Consider the following 15,613-nt stretch of genomic DNA (forward strand, 5'->3'; position numbering starts at 1 on the left):
TCGAGCATCGCGGCGGCCTTCGCGCTGCTGGCGCGGCGGGTGAAGCGCGGTGTGGTGGACGCGGAGTTCACGCCGCCGGCGATCACCACCTGGTCCATGCCGGCGCGGATGCTCGCGGCGGCGCTCTGCACGGCGGCCTGTCCCGCCGCGCAATGCCGGTTGTTCGACAGCCCGGGCACCGAGGTCAGGCCCGCGGTGATCGCGGCGTGGCGGGCGATCACGCCGCCGCCGTAGAGGCCCTCGCCGAGGATGACGTCGTCGATCGTCAACCCGTCGATCTCACCCGCCGCCGCGCCGACGACGTGTTCGGCCAGCTGATAGGCGTCGGTGTCTCGCAACGTCCCCTTCATCGCGGTTCCGATGGGGGTGCGCATGGCGGTGACGATCGCGGCTTCAGGCATGGGTTACTCCGTCTCGACAGTATGAGAATGCTATTCTCTCAAGCCGAGAGTGCCAGTTGCAAGAAGGGGAACCACATGCAAATCGCGGGTAGCTCGGCAATCGTGGTCGGCGGGGCCGGTGGCCTCGGCGAGGCGACGGTTCGGCGTCTGCACGGCGCCGGGGCCAAGGTCGTGGTCGCGGACATGGCCGATGACAAGGGCAAGAAGCTCGAAAGCGAGCTCGGCGTGCGCTATGTCCGCACCGATGCGACGTCGGAGGAGTCCGTCAACGCAGCGATCGCCGAGGCTTCTTCGCTGGCTCCCCTGCGCATCTCGGTCGACACCCACGGCGGCCCGGCGAGCGGCGGCCGGCTCATCGGCAAGGACGGCTCACCGCTGGCCCTCGACGGGTTCAAGACGACGATCGAGTTCTACCTCACGGCGGTCTTCAACGTGATGCGGCTGGCGGCCGCGGAGATCGCGAAGTCCGACCCGCTCGACGAGGGCGCCCGCGGCGTCATCATCAACACTGCGTCGATCGCCGGTTACGAGGGCCAGATCGGACAGCTGCCGTACGCCGCGGCCAAGGGCGGCGTGATCGGCATGACTCTCAATGCCGCGCGCGATCTTTCGCCGCTGGGCATTCGGGTGGTCACCATCGCGCCGGGCACCATCAACACCCCCGCGTATGGGCAGGCCGCCGATCAGCTCGAGCAGTACTGGGGTCCGCAGGTGCCGTTCCCGAAGCGGATGGGCCGGTCGACAGAGTATGCGCAGCTGGCGCACAGCATCGTCGAAAACGACTATCTCAACGGCGAAATCATCCGCCTCGACGGAGCGCTGCGCTTCCCGCCCAAGTAGCCACCTCTCCCCCTTTGCCCCTTTGCCGCGAGCGTGCGTGTTTGCACAGAACACGCCGCGGCTCCGCAGCAGTTCGCGCACGCTCGCGCGCACCGAGGGTGCGCATAACGTTGCGCGCGAGCGGCGTGTCGTGTGCAGACACGCACGCTCGCGGCCAACGTGGGGAGTGCTACTTCTTCTTCGCGTTGAGCCGGGTGACGATCTCGCGGAAGTCGTCGGTCTTGAACGACTGCTCCTCCGCGGTGTTCGCGTAGTCGAGAACCGCCAGCACCGACCGCTCGAGGTGAATGTTCAACAGCCGCTTGGTGCTTTCGACCGCTTGGCGAGGCAGCTCCATGATCTTCTTCGCGCAGGCGATCGCCTCGCTCAACGGGTCTTCGACGACGTGATTCGCCAACCCCAGCTCGGCGGCGCGCTGCGCCGAGATACGGGCGCCCGTCAACGCGTACTCCTTGGCGTGCAGCAGGCTCATCTCCAGCGGCCACACCAGGGGGCCGCCGTCGGCGGCGACCAGGCCGACCTGGACATGCGGATCGGCCAGATAGGCATCGTCTTTGATGTAGACGATGTCCGACAGCGCCACCAGGCTGCAACCGAGACCCATCGCGGGACCGTTGACCGCGGCGACCACCGGGATGCGGCAGCGCGCCATGCCCAACACGATCTCGCGACCGTGCAGGATCGTCTTGGCGCGAAGGTCGGCGTCCTGGCGCAACTCCTCGAGATAGCCGAAGTCGCCGCCGGCCGAAAAGGCCCGTCCCGCACCGGTGATGACCGCCGCGCGGGCCTCGCGGTCCTCCGCGAGCCGCGGCCACAACCAGGCGAGCCCGCAGTGCAGGTCGTCGTTGACCGAGTTCAGCGACTCCGGCCGGTTCAGCGTGATGATGCGGAGCGCACCGTCGGCCTGGACGTCGATCTCCGGGGGTAGGTCGTACAACTCAAACTCCTAATCCGAGAATGCGCGAAGCGATGATGTTCTTCTGAATCTGCGACGTGCCGCCCATCACGCTCTGCGCGCGGCTGTACATGTAGGCGCCGAACAGTTCGGGATCGCTCGTGCCCACGGTGGCCAACGCAGCATGCCCCACGGACTGCTCGACCCACGTCATCAACAGTTTGTCCAGCGACCCCTGCGGCCCGTGGGTCAACCCGTCGAGTTGTTCGGAGAGCCTCCTGCGCACGTGCAGCCTCAGCATCTCGGTCTGCACCCACGCCCATGCCAGCTCCTCGGGAGCCGATCCGTCCACTCGGGAGGCCAACTGCCGCACCAGCTTTCCGTAGCGCGCCGAGAAGCCCAGCGTCGAAGGTTCCCGCTCGTGGCTGACGACGGTCATCGCCAGCTTCCAGCCCTCGCCGGGCGCGCCGACCATGTTCTCGGCGGGCACCCGGGCACCGTCGAACAGCACCTGGCCGAACTCCTTGGTGACGCCGCTGATCATCTTCAACGGCCGCTGCTCGATCCCAGTCTGGTGCATCGGCACGATGAACGCCGAGATGCCCTTGTGCTTCGGCACATTCTTGTCGGTGCGGGCCAACAGCAGACACCAGTCGGCCACATCGGAATAGCTGGTCCAGATCTTGTGGCCGTGGATGACGTACTCGTCACCCTCACAGGTCGCCGTCGTGGTCAGCGACGCCAGATCGGAACCCGCCCCGGGCTCGGAGAAGCCCTGGCACCACCGCTCGGTGCCGTTGATCATTCCCGGCAGGAACCGCTGCCGAAGCTCTTCGCTGCCGTGATGCGACAGCCCGACCACCAGGTATCCCAGGCTGGGCCGCGCCGGCGCCCCCGCCTTGGCGATCTCCTCGTCGACGATCACGTCGTAGACGGGTGGCAGATCCTGTCCGCCATACTCTTTCGGCCACGACGTGCCGAAGAACCCGGCTTTGTAGAGTGCCTGATGCCATGCGCCCTGCGCGGCCCAGTACTCGTCGCCCGACGTCGGGAACTTCCCCTTCTGCTCGGTCAGCCAACCGCGCAACCGCTCGCGAAATGCGGCTTCGTCCGGTGAGTCACGAAAGTCCAATGGACAACTCCTCCAACTTCACGGGCCAGGTCTCGGTGGCGGCCAACACCCGGCGCAGGTAGACGTGGGCCAGGCACTCCCAGGTGTTGCCGATGCCCCCGTGCACCTGAATCGAGGTCTCGCAGACGGTCAAAGCCGCTCGTGCACAGTAGATCTTGGCCACTCGGGCCGCCTCGATCGCCTCGGCGGCGGGCAGCTCGTCGACGGCCCAGGCGGCATGTCGCGACACGCTGACCGACCCCTCGATCAGAGCCAGGCTCTCGGCGAGCAGATGGCCGACCGCCTGATACGACCCGATGGTCGCGCCGTACTGCTCGCGCACCTTGGCGTACTCGACGGCCAGGTCCTGGGCGCCCCTGGCGGACCCCACGAGGTCGGCGCACGTGACCGTCAGCGTCAGGGCCCGCCACCGGCCCGCATCCTCATCCGACAGTCCGTTGAGCTCGGCGGGCGATTCGATCACTCCGGCAAGGCTGTTCGTCAGGTCGACCGACTCCGTCGGTCCGGCGACGGCCGGTTCATGCCCGCTGCGTGCCCGCAGGTCGTCGGCGAGCACCGGCCCGATGAACGGCACGTCGACCAGGCCACGGGCGAACTCCTCGGCCACTATTGCCACCTCGACACCCGACGCGCCGTCCGACCGCAGCGTGCGAAAGCCGGTGGCGTCCACCGCCTTCTCCAGTCGGGCCAGCCTGCTGGCATCCTCGAGATCGGCCACCGACCCGGGGCCGAGGTCATCGGCCAGGCTCGCGGCGGCGGACCGCAGCTGTAGTTGTTCACTTGTCAGACGGACGTCCACAGACGCTCCTTCAACACTCGACGCAGAACCTTCCCCGACGGCAGCCGCGGGATCTCGGGCACGACGACCACCCTTGTGGGCCGCTTGTACGACGCCAGTCGCTCTCCCACCCACGCCGCCAATTCGTCTTCGGGCACTGCGGCATTCGTCTTCACGGCGGCGACGATCGCTTCGCCGTTGGCCGTGTCGGGCACACCGAAGACCGCGCAGTCGTCGACCGCGGGATGCCCGTGCAGCACCGCCTCGACCTCCGCAGGCGCGACCTGGAAACCGCGCACCTTGATCATCTCCTTCGACCGGTCGGTGATCCGCAGCCAGCCGTCGTCGTCCAGATAACCCACGTCGCCGGTGCGGTACCACCCGTCGTCGAAGGCCGACGCCGTCGCCGACTCCGGCAGGTAGCCCGCCATCACCGAATCCGACTGCACCTCGATCTCGCCGGCCTGCCCCGTCTCGAGGACCGCACCGCTGTCCAGTGACACCACCCGCACCCGCACACCGGGCACGGGGCGGCCCACGGTGTCGAGGTGTCGGCCGTCGACGTCGTTGCACGAGATGACCGGCAGCTCGCTGGCGCCGTACGCCGTCGCCCACTTCACCCCGGTCCTGGCCGTCACGGCCTCCGCGACGCTCTGGGTCACCGGCGTCGCACACCACATGATGTAGCGCAGCGACGACAGATCGTGGGACTCCAGATCCGGGTGTGCGGCCAACGCCAAAGCGATTGGCGCCACGGCCATCTCGATGGTGATTCGGTCGCTTTCGATATGCCGGAGCATGGTGTCGATGTCGAAGCGCCGATGCAACCGGATCCACGTCCCCGTCTCGAGCGCCATCACGATGTTGAGCAGACCCAGGATGTGCGAGGGCGGCGTCATGATCTGCATGCGGTCCGACGACGACAGCTGCAGAGCATTGCGCCAGTGCCGAACCGCGACGTCGAACGCGGCGTGGGTGTGGCGCACGGCCTTCGGCATGCCGGTGGTACCCGAACTGAACACGAACAGCGCATCGGCCCGGGGATCGGGTGCGTCGAATTCACGGTCGCCCGCGACGATCGGATCGTCCAGCGAGAGCATCGGCATGAGTTCGGCGAGCAACGGGTGATCACCGACCGCATGCACCGGCCGGGTCAGCGTCAGCGCGTGTTCGATCTCCGTGCGCCGCCACGCGGGGCTGAGCAAGACCGCCGAGGCGCCCAGCCGCCAGACGGCGCGCAGCGCCACGACGAACTCGGGTCGGTTCGACGACATCAGCGCGACCCTGTCGCCGGCGTGCACTCCGCGCTCTTCCAGGGTGGCGGCCATTCCGGCACTCAGCGCATCGAGCTGCGACAGCGTGTAGTCACGCTGCTCGAAGGCGAGCGCGATCGCCTCACTCACACCCTGTCCTCACTAGTGGTCACCGGGCCGGATTTCGCTTTGAGAATAGCGTATCATTTAACGAGAATGATATTCTCGCCCAGTTAGAACCGATATGCCAGGAGAGTTGTTGATGACGGCGGATCCGATGCCTGACCAGCCAGCACAGGGCGGACAGGTGACGATCGTGCTCGACCGCAAGAAGGTGTCGGTGACGCGCGTCGCCGACGAGACGCTCCTGGAGAGCGCCAGGCGGGCCGGGTTGTCCCCGCCCTTCTCGTGCGAAGCGGGCAACTGCGGCACCTGCATGGGCAAGCTGACCGAGGGCCGCGCCACGATGCGGGTCAACGACGCGCTCGACGAGGACGAGGTCGACGAGGGATACATCCTCACCTGCCAGGCGATTCCGGATACCGACACGATCTGCGTGACCTACGACGACTGAGCCGTGATGTCGCCGTGCTCGTCGACGCGGGGCGCCGGCCGATACTCCGGTTCGTAGCCGGCGATCTGGATCGGGCTGCGCACCAACCGGAAATCGCCCGCGGTCGCGATCACCTCGGGCGTCTGCTCCAGCGCCTCGGGCAGCGTGCGCACCGCCGCGACCGGAATACCCAACGGGCGCAACCGCGCTTCCCAGCCCGCGGCCGTGTCGGTGGCCAGCGCGGCGGCCACGACCTCCAGCACTTCGTCACGCTTGGCCGCGCGTTCGGCCATCGTCGGGAAACCCTCGATGCCTGCCTCCGCCGAGAACGCCCGCCAGAACCCGTCGTGGGTGATGAACAGCGCCAGATAGCCTTCCGCCGTCGCGAACAGCTGTGCCGGAACGTAATACGAGTGCGCGCCGAAGGGATAACGCAACGGCACCGCGCCGTCGTTGAGATATGCCGAGGCGCGGTAGTTCAGCTGCGAGAACATCACGTCGCGCAGGGACACGTCGACCTGACCACCGCGGCCCGACACGATCTGCGCCAGCAGTCCGAGCGCCGCCGCCAGACCGGTCGAGTTGTCGGCCGACGAGTACCCCGGCAGCGTCGGCGGCTCGTCGGGATGTCCCGTCATGGCCGCCACCCCGGTGGCCGCCTGAATGACGTAGTCGAATGCGGGGTCGTCGCCACCCTCGAGGCCGAAACCCGTCATCGCGACACAGACGATGCGTTCGTTGAACGGCCGAAGCGATTCGTATGTGAGACCGAGCTTCTTGATCGCCGACGGCTTCATGTTCACCAGCAGCGCATGGGATTTCGCGACGAGCTCGCCGAGACGTGCGCGGCCGTCCTCGGACTGCAGATCGAGCACGACGCTCTTCTTGTTGCGGTTGAGACTGGCGAAGTAGCTGTCGCCGACCTGACGGGAGATCTCCCCACCCGGCGGCTCGACCTTGATGACCTCCGCGCCCAGGTCGGCCAGCAGCATGGTGGCGTACGGGCCGGCCAGCATGACTCCGACCTCGACGATCCGGATGCCGGCCAACGGTGCGCCAGCGCTCACCGCACCGCCTTGGCCAACTCCGCGATGACCTCGCGCGTGCGGTATTTCGATGCGATCAGCTCATCGCGATTCTCGCCGATCGGCAGCAGACGTACGGACAGGTCGGTCACTCCTGCGTCGGCGAACCGCTGGAAACGGGCCAGGATCGCGTCCTCGTCGCCGGCGGCGCACAGATCGCCGACGTCGCGCGCATCGCCGCGGTCCAGCAGCCGCTGATAGTTCGGCGACGTCTCGGCCTCGGCGAGGATGCGGTTCGCCCGTTCCTTGGCCGTCTCGATCTCCGAATTCGCGCACAGACACACCGGAATTCCGGCGACGATGCGCGGCGCAGGCCTGCCCGCCTCGGCGGCCGCCTTGTTGATCTTCGGGGCGATGTGTTCGCCGATCGCCTTCTCGTCGGCCATCCACAGCACGGTGCCGTCCGCGCGCTCCCCCGCGATCTGCAGCATCACCGGGCCCAGCGCGGCCACCAGCACCGGCAGCGGGCTCTGGGCTCCCAGCAGGGTCGGGTTGTGCACGGTGAAGGTCTCGTTCTCGACGTCGACGTCGCCAGGCCCGGCCAGCGCGGCGTTGAGCACCTCGAGGTAGTCGCGGGTGTAGGCCGCCGGCTTCTCGTAAGGAATGCCGAGCATGTCGCGCACGATCCAGTGGTGCGACGGCCCCACGCCGAGCGCGAGCCGCCCGCCGGCCGTCGCATGCACCGAAAGAGCCTGGCGCGCCAGCGCGACCGGATGCTGCGCCTGTAGCGGAACCACCGCGGTGCCGAGCTCGATCCTCGACGTGTGCGCGGCCATCAGCGCGACCATGGTCAGGCAGTCGAAATCGTTGGGCACCTGCGGCATCCACGCGGTGTCCATTCCGGCGGATTCGGCCCACTCGATATCGGAGACCAGCTTGTTGACCTTGCGCGCCATGTCGCCGCGTTCGGCCCCGATCATCACGCCAAGGCGCATGTCAGTTCTTCCTCCGAGAGTTCGGCGAGCGAGTCACTGCCCGCTCACCGTCAGCTTGCGCACCTCGTCGACGAGCGTGTCGAGCGGGGTGCCCGTCGGAAACACCGCGGCCGCACCCGCGGACAGCAGCTTGGACACATCGCCCTGCGGGATGGTGCCGCCGACGACGACGGCGATGTCACCCGCGTCGGCCGCACGCAGGGCCTCGACCGTTCGCGTCGTGAGCGCCACGTGTGCGCCGGACAGGATCGAAAGCCCGACCAGCGCAACATCTTCCTGCAGGGCGATCGACACGATGTCCTCGATGCGCTGGCGGATCCCGGTGTAGATCACCTCGAAGCCCGCATCGCGCAGCGTGCGCGCGACGATCTTCGCGCCGCGGTCGTGGCCGTCGAGGCCGGGTTTGGCGACAAGCACCCGCACCGGGCCGGCGACAGAAGCGTCCGCCATCAGAACACCACCGGCTGCTGGAACTCGCCCCACACCGACTTGAGTGTCGAAACCATCTCTCCCACAGTGCAGTAGGCGTTGGCGCAGTCGATCAGCTTGTGCATCAGGTTGTCATCGCCTTCCGCCGCGCGCGCCAGGGCCGCCAGCGATTCGGAGACCGCGGTGGCGTCACGCTCGGCCTTGACCTTTGAGAGCCGTTTGAGTTGCAGATCGCGGCCCTCGGCGTCGAGTTCGTAGGTTGCGATCTCCGGCGGCGGCTCGTCCGAGACGAACTTGTTGACCCCGACGACCGGTCGCTCCCCCGACTCGATCTCCTGGTGGATCTTGAACGCCTCGTCGGCGATCAGGCCCTGCAGGTAGCCGTCCTCGATGGCGCGCACCATCCCACCGTGGGTCTCGAGATCGTGCATGATCTCGATGATCTTCTCCTCGGTAGCGTCGGTGAGCGCCTCGACGAAGTACGAGCCGCCGAGCGGATCAGCGACCTTGGTCACGCCGGTCTCATACGCGAGGATCTGCTGGGTGCGCAACGCCAGCGTCGCCGATTCCTCACTCGGCAACGCGAACGGCTCGTCCCACGCGGCGGTGAACATCGACTGCACGCCGCCGAGCACCGCGGCCATCGCCTCGTATGCCACCCGCACGAGGTTGTTCTGGGCCTGCGGAGCGAACAGCGATGCGCCGCCCGCCACACACCCGAACCGGAACATCGACGCCTTGTCCGACGTCGCGCCGTAGCGCTCGCGCACGATCGTCGCCCAGCGCCGCCGTCCGGCGCGGTACTTGGCGATCTCTTCGAAGAAGTCACCGTGGGTGTAGAAGAAGAACGAGATCTGCGGCGCGAACTGGTCGATGGTCATGCGGCCGCGTTCGACGACGGTGTCGCAGTAGGTGACGCCGTCGGCGAGGGTGAACGCCATCTCCTGGACCGCGTTCGCCCCGGCGTCGCGGAAGTGCGCACCGGCGACGGAGATCGCGTTGAACTTGGGCACCTCGGCCGCGCAGAACTCGATGGTGTCGGCGATCAGGCGCAGCGACGGCTCGGGCGGCCAGATCCAGGTCCCGCGCGAGGCGTACTCCTTGAGGATGTCGTTCTGGATGGTGCCGGTGAGCTTGGCCCTGGGCACGCCCTTCTTCTCCGCCGCGGCGACATAGAAGGCCAGCAGGATCGCCGCGGTGCCGTTGATCGTGAAGCTGGTGCTGATCTTGTCCAGCGGGATGCCGTCGAACAGGATCTCCGCGTCGGCGAGCGTGTCGACCGCGACACCGACGCGGCCCACCTCCTCGCCGTACTCCGGATCGTCGGAGTCGTAGCCGCACTGCGTGGGCAGGTCCAGCGCCACCGACAGCCCGGTACCGCCCTGGTCGAGCAGGTAGCGGTAACGGCGGTTGGACTCCTCGGGGGTGCCGAACCCCGAGTACTGCCGGAACGTCCACGTCTTGCCGCGATAGCCCGTCGCGAAGTTTCCGCGCGTGAACGGATAGGTGCCGGGCGGAGGCGGCTCCGTCACCCTGTCCGCTGGCCCATAGACCGGCTCGAGCGGGAGCCCCGACGGGGTCTGTACTGGCTCGCTCATCACGGATAACGTACTTGCAAAAAATGAGAATGCCAATACCGCACGCCGGAAACGCGCACCGAGGAAGGGGCGTCCCCGGCCGTCTAAAGCCTCCGAAGACCCGGTACACAGCGAATATGGCACTTGCGTAAAATGAGAACGCCAATACCGAATGCGTCCGGGGTCCGCTAGCATCGTGGGGCGACTCGGGTCGCAGCCAAAGGAGGTCCATGTCCACCTTCACTGACCGCACGCTTGTCGTCTCCGGCGGCAGTCGCGGCATCGGTCTCGCGATCGCTCTCGCCGCGGCCAGGCGCGGCGCCAATGTCGTGCTGCTGGCCAAAACGGCCGAACCGCATCCGAAGCTGCCCGGCACCGTGCACACCGCGGTCGCAGAGGTGGAGGCCGCGGGCGGCAAGGGCGTGGCAGTGGTCGGCGACGTCCGCAAAGAAGAGGACGTGCAGCGCGCGGTCGACGCGGCCGTCGAGCATTTCGGCGGCGTCGACGTGGTGATCAACAACGCCAGCGCCATCGCCACCGACCCCACCGAACAACTCGCGGCCAAGAAGTTCGACCTGATGATGGACATCAACGTGCGCGGCACGTTCCTGCTCACCAAGGCCGCGCTGCCGTACCTACGGAAGTCCGCGGCGCCCACGGGCGGAACCGAGTCCGCGGGGGCACACGTGATCACGCTGGCGCCGCCACTGAACATGAACCCGCACTGGTTGGGCGCCCACCCCTCCTACACGCTGTCCAAGTACGGGATGACGCTGCTCTCGCTCGGCTGGGCCGCCGAATACGCCGAGACCGGCATCGGCTTCAGCTGCTTGTGGCCCGAGACCTACATCGCGACCTCGGCGGTCGCCAACGCCCCCGGTTTCAAGGAGATGCTGGAGCGCTCCCGCGACCCGCAGATCATGGGTGACGCCGCCGCGCTGATCCTGTCGCGTCCCTCCGCCGACGTGAACGGCAAGTGCTTCATCGACTCCGAACTGCTCGCCGAGTCCGGCGTGACGGACCTGTCGCGCTACGGCGGTGGGGACGACCCCATCCTTGATATCTTCGTCGACAAGTCATGAGCATCTCACTGCTGCTCGAGATGGCCTCGAGCAATCCGGACCGCACCGCCGTGGTGTCGGGTGAATTGCGGCTGACCACAGCCGAGTTGAGTGAGCTGGCCGACGGCGGGGCTGGTGTCATCGCCGCCTCGGGCGCATCTCACGTCGCATACGTCGGCATGGGCGGCGCGTTGCTGCCGCTGCTGTTGTTCGCGTCGGCGCGGGCCGGGGTGCCGGTGACGCCCCTGAACTACCGGCTCAGCGCCGACGGACTCCGCGAGCTCATCGACCGCCTCCCCCAGCCTCTCGTCGTCGCCGACACCGAATATCGCGAGATGGTCGCGGGTGCGGGCAAGCAGGTCATGGGCTCCGACGAGTTCCTTGACGCCGCGCGCACCGCCGAGCCCGCCGCGGAGTTCCCCGACCCGGAGGACGTCGGGGTCGTGCTGTTCACCTCTGGCACGACGTCGCGCCCGAAAGCCGTTGAGCTGACCCACAACAATCTCACCAGCTACATCACCGGCACGGTCGAGTTCGATTCCGCCGAACCCGGTGACGCGGCGCTGATCTGCGTCCCGCCGTATCACATCGCGGGCGTCAGTGCGGCGCTGTCGAATCTCTACGCCGGCCGGAAGATGGTGTACCTGCCGCAGTTCGACGCCGGCGAATGGATCCGGTTGGTGCGCGACGAGGGCGTGACGTCGGCGACGGTCGTGCCGACGATGTTGGACCGGATCGTCACCGCGCTGGAGGCCGAGAATGCATCGCTGCCGACGCTGCGCAGCCTGGCTTACGGCGGTTCGAAGGTGCCACTCCCGTTGGTGCGCAAGGCGCTTTCGCTGTTGCCGGAGGTCGGATTCGTCAACGCCTACGGCCTGACCGAGACCAGCTCGACCATCGCCGTGCTCGGCCCCGACGACCACCGTGAGGCGCTCGCCTCCTCCGACGAGGCGGTCCTACGCAGATTGGGCTCGGTCGGCCAGCCCGTGCCCGGGATCGACGTTCAGATCCGCGATGCCGACGGCACGGTGCTCGGCCCCGGCGAAACCGGAGAGCTGTTCGTCCGCGGCGATCAGGTGTCCGGCCGCTATTCGGAGATCGGCTCGGTGCTCGACGCCGACGGGTGGTTCCCCACCAAGGACATCGCGATGCTCGACGAGGACGGCTATCTGTTCATCGGCGGGCGCTCCGACGACACGATCATCCGCGGCGGCGAGAACATCGCACCGGCCGAGATCGAGGACGTCCTCGTCGAACATCCGGCGGTGCGCGATTGCGCCGTCGTGGGCCCGGAGGACCCGCAGTGGGGTCAGATCATCGTTGCGGTGGTCGTCCCCGACGGCCCGGCCACCCCGGACCCGGACGAACTGCGCGAGCACGTGCGACGCCAGCTGCGCGGGTCACGGACTCCCGACCGTGTCGTGTTCCGCGACGAGTTACCGACGAACGCGACCGGCAAGGTGTTGCGTCGAGAACTGATCGCCGAGTTGACAGCTACCAAATAGCAAGGAGCCCAGCATGATCAAGAACGGCACGCGGCTGCAGAGTCAGGTGTGCGACACCCAGGTCATCGTCGTGCGCAGCGCGGATAGCCTCGACGATCTGCGCGCGGGAGGCGTTCCGATGGTGCCGCTGGACGCCGAGAAGTCTGCCGACGCCCAGATCGACCCGGAGTTCTCCGGCGGCAACGCGATGGGCAAGCGCTACGTCGACGACAACGGCGCCGAAGTCCTGGTGACGAAGGCCGGCGCCGGCACGCTGAGCGTGGGCACCACGCCGCTGTCTCTCAAGGAAGCCAAACCGCTGCCGGCCAGCGACTGATATTTTCCACGGGTGAGCCCACGCCGCCTGCTCACCCGGTATGTGGCTGGCCTCGCGTCGGCCTACCTCCTGACGGCCGTCGAGGTCATCGCGATCGTCGGACTCCTCGCCGGGCGTAGCGTCGTCACGCTCGAGAACGTGCTCACCACGGCGGCATTGCTTGCGGTTGGCACCGCGACCGTCGGCCTCAGCGCCGCGTACATTCTGCTGCAGCCACTGCGTCACCTGCGCGCCGGGCGCGAACCCACCGCCGCCGAACGGCGCTCGACGCTGATGATGATGCGCCGCCAGTCCGCGGCCACGCTGGCACCGTGGATCCTGACGGCCGCGGTCCTGGTACCGCTGAACCTCGACGCCGGATCCGAGGCGCTGGCCGTGATCGGGTCGGCCATGCTCTTCGGGGCGATCGCCACGGTGTGCACCGGCTTTCTGTTCACCCTGCGGACGCTGCGGCCCGTATTGGCAAGCGTGGCACCGGATTCCACCACACCGCGGTTGACGGCGCCGGGAGTTCGGGCGCGGCTGCTGCTGATGTGGACCGTGTGTACGGCGCTACCGGGCGTGGCCATCGCCGCACTGTTGGTCATGCGCAACAACGGTTGGCTGATCGCGGAGAGCGCCGCGATCGAGTTGGCGCTGATCGTGCTCGCCCTCGTCGCGGTCGTGCTCGGCCTGCGTTCGCTGATCCTGACCTCGATGTCGATCTCCGATCCCGTCGGCGAAGTCGTGCAGGCGATGGCCGAAGTGGAACGCGGTCACATCGACCGATCCGTCGAGGTATACGAATGGTCCGAAATCGGCCGTCTGCAACGCGGTTTCAACAGCATGGTGGCGGGGCTGCGGGAGCGGGACCGGCTGCGCGACCTGTTCGGTCGCCACGTCGGCGAGGACGTGGTCCGGCGGGCGGTCGACGAGAACGAATCACTGTCGGGCGACGAGCGAGACGTCGCGGTGCTGTTCATCGACCTGGTCGGGTCGACCAGGTTGGCGGCCATCCACAAGCCGGGCGAGGTCGCCGACCTCCTGAACGACTTCTTCCGCATCGTCGTCGCGGCCGTCGACCGGCGGCACGGCCTGATCAACAAGTTCCAAGGCGACGCGGCGTTGGCGGTGTTCGGCGCTCCGTTGCGCGTCGACGATCCGGCGTCGGCGGCGCTGGAGACTGCGCGGGTCCTCGTCACCGATCTGCAGCGCCTGCACCTCGACTTCGGCATCGGGGTGTCGGCCGGGCCGGTGTTCGCGGGCAACATCGGTGCGGAGAACCGGTACGAGTACACCGTCGTCGGTGACGCGGTCAACGAGGCGGCGCGGTTGGCCGACCGCGCCAAGGAGTTCAGCGGACGCGTGCTGGGCTCCGGTGCCGTACTCGAACGCGCCGGCGAGGCGGAGCGACGGTGCTGGGGGGCGCAGGGCTCGGAGACCTTACGCGGTCGATCCGCACCCACGCAGCTGTGGGCACCGAGCAGAGACGCTGGTTAGAGACGCGGACCGTCGGGGAATACAGCGGCATGGTTGTGCGCACCGCGGACTCCGACGCCCTTCGCAAGGCTGTAGCCGGCGCATCGATCGGCAATGCCGTGGAGTGGTTCGACTTCGCCATCTACGGGCTCCTGGCCACCTACATCGCGGAGAAGTTCTTCCCGCCCGGCGACGAGACTGCTGCCCTGCTCAACACTTTCGCCGTCTTCGCCGCCGCCTTCTTCATGCGGCCGTTGGGCGGCTTCTTCTTCGGGCCGCTGGGTGACCGGATCGGCCGTCAACGCGTGCTCGCGCTGGTGATCCTGCTGATGTCGGCGTCGACACTGGCCATCGGTCTGGTCCCGAGCTACGAATCGATCGGTGTGGCAGCGCCGCTGCTGTTGCTGTTTCTGCGGTGTCTGCAGGGTTTCTCGGCCGGAGGCGAGTACGGCAGCGGCGCATGCTTCCTCGCCGAATACGCCACCGACAAGCATCGCGGTTTCATCGTCTCGTTCCTGGTGTGGTCGGTTGTCGTCGGTTTCCTGTTGGGGGCGTTGACCGTCACCGGGCTCGAGGCCGTCCTGTCCGAACCGTCGATGGACTCCTTCGGGTGGCGAATCCCCTTCCTGATCGCCGGTGTGCTCGGGGTCGTCGGGCTCTACATCCGGTTGCAACTTCGCGACACACCGGAGTTCGAGGACCTGCGCGAGAAAGGGGAGGTCGCGACGTCACCGCTGCGCGAGGCGCTGCGCACTTCGTGGCGGCCCATCCTGCAGATCGCCGGTCTGGTCGTGATCCACAACGTCGGGTTTTACATCGTATTCACGTATCTACCAACATATTTCACCGAGACTCTCGACTTCACCAAGGTCGACGCCTTCGTCTCGATCGCGGTCGCCAGCGTGGTGGCGATGGTCCTGATCCCACCGCTGGGCGCGCTGTCCGACCGGATCGGACGTAAGCCGCTGCTGTTCTCCGGCGCGATCGGCTTCGCGGTCTTCGCCTATCCCCTGTTCCTGCTGTTGAATTCGGGTTCGCTTGTCGCCGCGGTCACGGCCCACGCCGCCCTGGCCGCCCTCGAGTCGGTGTTCGTGTCGTCGTCGTTGGCCGCCGGCGCCGAGCTGTTCGCCACCAGGGTGCGTTCCAGTGGCTACTCCATCGGGTACAACGTGTCCGTCGCCGTATTCGGCGGCACTGCGCCGTATGTCGCGACGTGGCTCGTCGACCGCACCGACAACCAGATCGCACCGGCCTACTACGTGATCGCCGCGGCCGCCGTCAGCATCGCGACTCTGCTGACCATGCGGGAGACCGCGCGTCGGCCGTTGCGCTCCACCGTGCACACATAGCGCACACCTCAGCGCCGCAACCGGCTGCACTGAATACGCGTATGCC

At 67.5% G+C, this 15,613-nt stretch carries 16 protein-coding genes; 7 read left to right on the forward strand and 9 right to left on the reverse strand.

The annotated features are described in order from the left end of the window. On the reverse strand, window positions 1–401 hold a 401-nt coding region (locus tag A5752_RS10170; protein ID WP_286159387.1), incomplete at its 3' end, for a thiolase family protein. A gap of 75 nt (window positions 402–476) precedes the next feature. On the opposite strand from A5752_RS10170, the gene A5752_RS10175 reads away from it, so the two are divergent. Next, window positions 477–1,241 (forward strand): SDR family NAD(P)-dependent oxidoreductase, encoded by a 765-nt coding sequence (locus A5752_RS10175; RefSeq protein WP_067084836.1) that lies wholly within the window; start codon window positions 477–479, stop codon window positions 1,239–1,241. A 169-nt stretch (window positions 1,242–1,410) separates the two neighbouring features. On the opposite strand, the gene A5752_RS10180 is transcribed toward A5752_RS10175, so the two are convergent. Genes A5752_RS10180 through A5752_RS10195 form a run of 4 tightly spaced genes read right to left on the reverse strand, consistent with a single transcriptional unit; the run spans window position 1,411 to window position 5,449 of the window. Next, on the reverse strand, window positions 1,411–2,178 hold the full coding sequence (locus A5752_RS10180; RefSeq protein ID WP_064346498.1) for an enoyl-CoA hydratase/isomerase family protein: 768 nt from the start codon (window positions 2,176–2,178) through the stop codon (window positions 1,411–1,413). A 1-nt stretch (window position 2,179) separates the two neighbouring features. After that, window positions 2,180–3,268, reverse strand: coding sequence for an acyl-CoA dehydrogenase family protein (locus A5752_RS10185; RefSeq protein ID WP_067084837.1), 1,089 nt, complete (start codon window positions 3,266–3,268; stop codon window positions 2,180–2,182). After that, entirely contained in the window at window positions 3,255–4,067 is an 813-nt protein-coding gene (locus A5752_RS10190; protein WP_067084839.1) for an acyl-CoA dehydrogenase family protein, read from the reverse strand. Before A5752_RS10190 ends, A5752_RS10185 begins: the two co-directional genes overlap by 14 nt. After that, complete coding sequence (locus tag A5752_RS10195; protein ID WP_067084840.1) at window positions 4,052–5,449, reverse strand: class I adenylate-forming enzyme family protein; 1,398 nt, start codon at window positions 5,447–5,449, stop codon at window positions 4,052–4,054. Before A5752_RS10195 ends, A5752_RS10190 begins: the two co-directional genes overlap by 16 nt. Before the next feature lie 112 nt (window positions 5,450–5,561). Here A5752_RS10195 and A5752_RS10200 point away from each other — a divergent pair, with 112 nt between their 5' ends. Next, window positions 5,562–5,873 (forward strand): 2Fe-2S iron-sulfur cluster-binding protein, encoded by a 312-nt coding sequence (locus tag A5752_RS10200; protein WP_067084842.1) that lies wholly within the window; start codon window positions 5,562–5,564, stop codon window positions 5,871–5,873. Here A5752_RS10200 and A5752_RS10205 read toward each other — a convergent pair. From A5752_RS10205 to A5752_RS10220, 4 genes are read right to left on the reverse strand one after another with little or no spacing between them, the layout of a single operon-like run. Next, window positions 5,861–6,919, reverse strand: a complete 1,059-nt coding sequence (locus A5752_RS10205; protein ID WP_067084843.1) for a CaiB/BaiF CoA transferase family protein — start codon at window positions 6,917–6,919, stop codon at window positions 5,861–5,863. The two genes, A5752_RS10200 and A5752_RS10205, sit on opposite strands and share 13 nt — an antisense overlap. Beyond that, the gene (locus A5752_RS10210) at window positions 6,916–7,872 is read right to left on the reverse strand and encodes an LLM class F420-dependent oxidoreductase (protein ID WP_067084845.1); all 957 of its coding nucleotides are present in this window, start codon (window positions 7,870–7,872) and stop codon (window positions 6,916–6,918) included. Before A5752_RS10210 ends, A5752_RS10205 begins: the two co-directional genes overlap by 4 nt. Window positions 7,873–7,905: 33 nt before the next feature. Continuing rightward, window positions 7,906–8,322 carry a cobalamin B12-binding domain-containing protein gene (locus A5752_RS10215; protein ID WP_067084847.1) on the reverse strand — a complete coding sequence of 139 codons (417 nt, stop codon included), beginning with the start codon at window positions 8,320–8,322 and terminating at the stop codon, window positions 7,906–7,908. Then, the gene (locus A5752_RS10220) at window positions 8,322–9,899 is read right to left on the reverse strand and encodes a methylmalonyl-CoA mutase family protein (RefSeq protein ID WP_067084848.1); all 1,578 of its coding nucleotides are present in this window, start codon (window positions 9,897–9,899) and stop codon (window positions 8,322–8,324) included. The genes A5752_RS10215 and A5752_RS10220 overlap by 1 nt, the downstream gene beginning before the upstream one ends. Before the next feature lie 209 nt (window positions 9,900–10,108). Here A5752_RS10220 and A5752_RS10225 point away from each other — a divergent pair, with 209 nt between their 5' ends. The 5 genes from A5752_RS10225 to A5752_RS10245 are packed head-to-tail and all read left to right on the forward strand — an operon-like array spanning window position 10,109 to window position 15,567. Next, entirely contained in the window at window positions 10,109–10,960 is an 852-nt protein-coding gene (locus A5752_RS10225; RefSeq protein WP_067084850.1) for an SDR family oxidoreductase, read from the forward strand. Further along, on the forward strand, window positions 10,957–12,444 hold the full coding sequence (locus tag A5752_RS10230; RefSeq protein WP_067084851.1) for a class I adenylate-forming enzyme family protein: 1,488 nt from the start codon (window positions 10,957–10,959) through the stop codon (window positions 12,442–12,444). Before A5752_RS10225 ends, A5752_RS10230 begins: the two co-directional genes overlap by 4 nt. Window positions 12,445–12,457: 13 nt before the next feature. Further along, the gene (locus A5752_RS10235; RefSeq protein WP_067084853.1) at window positions 12,458–12,760 is read left to right on the forward strand and encodes a hypothetical protein; all 303 of its coding nucleotides are present in this window, start codon (window positions 12,458–12,460) and stop codon (window positions 12,758–12,760) included. A 12-nt stretch (window positions 12,761–12,772) separates the two neighbouring features. Continuing rightward, window positions 12,773–14,239, forward strand: coding sequence for an adenylate/guanylate cyclase domain-containing protein (locus A5752_RS10240; protein ID WP_067084855.1), 1,467 nt, complete (start codon window positions 12,773–12,775; stop codon window positions 14,237–14,239). A 29-nt stretch (window positions 14,240–14,268) separates the two neighbouring features. After that, a complete protein-coding gene (locus A5752_RS10245; RefSeq protein ID WP_067084925.1) occupies window positions 14,269–15,567 on the forward strand; it encodes an MFS transporter in 1,299 nt (432 codons plus the stop codon). Window positions 15,568–15,613: the final 46 nt, after the last annotated feature.

The organism is Mycobacterium sp. 852002-51961_SCH5331710 (genome assembly GCF_001665535.1).
GTDB lineage: Bacteria > Actinomycetota > Actinomycetes > Mycobacteriales > Mycobacteriaceae > Mycobacterium.

Bases quoted from the DNA above. Each gene is read 5' to 3' on its own strand.
- A5752_RS10215 (WP_067084847.1), bottom strand. From the start codon at position 8,322: ATGGCGGACGCTTCTGTCGCCGGCCCGGTGCGGGTGCTTGTCGCCAAA.
- A5752_RS10245 (WP_067084925.1), top strand. From the start codon at position 14,269: ATGGTTGTGCGCACCGCGGACTCCGACGCCCTTCGCAAGGCTGTAGCC.
- A5752_RS10175 (WP_067084836.1), top strand. From the start codon at position 477: ATGCAAATCGCGGGTAGCTCGGCAATCGTGGTCGGCGGGGCCGGTGGC.
- A5752_RS10200 (WP_067084842.1), top strand. From the start codon at position 5,562: ATGACGGCGGATCCGATGCCTGACCAGCCAGCACAGGGCGGACAGGTG.
- A5752_RS10235 (WP_067084853.1), top strand. From the start codon at position 12,458: ATGATCAAGAACGGCACGCGGCTGCAGAGTCAGGTGTGCGACACCCAG.
- A5752_RS10225 (WP_067084850.1), top strand. From the start codon at position 10,109: ATGTCCACCTTCACTGACCGCACGCTTGTCGTCTCCGGCGGCAGTCGC.
- A5752_RS10230 (WP_067084851.1), top strand. From the start codon at position 10,957: ATGAGCATCTCACTGCTGCTCGAGATGGCCTCGAGCAATCCGGACCGC.
- A5752_RS10220 (WP_067084848.1), bottom strand. From the start codon at position 9,899: ATGAGCGAGCCAGTACAGACCCCGTCGGGGCTCCCGCTCGAGCCGGTC.
- A5752_RS10210 (WP_067084845.1), bottom strand. From the start codon at position 7,872: ATGCGCCTTGGCGTGATGATCGGGGCCGAACGCGGCGACATGGCGCGC.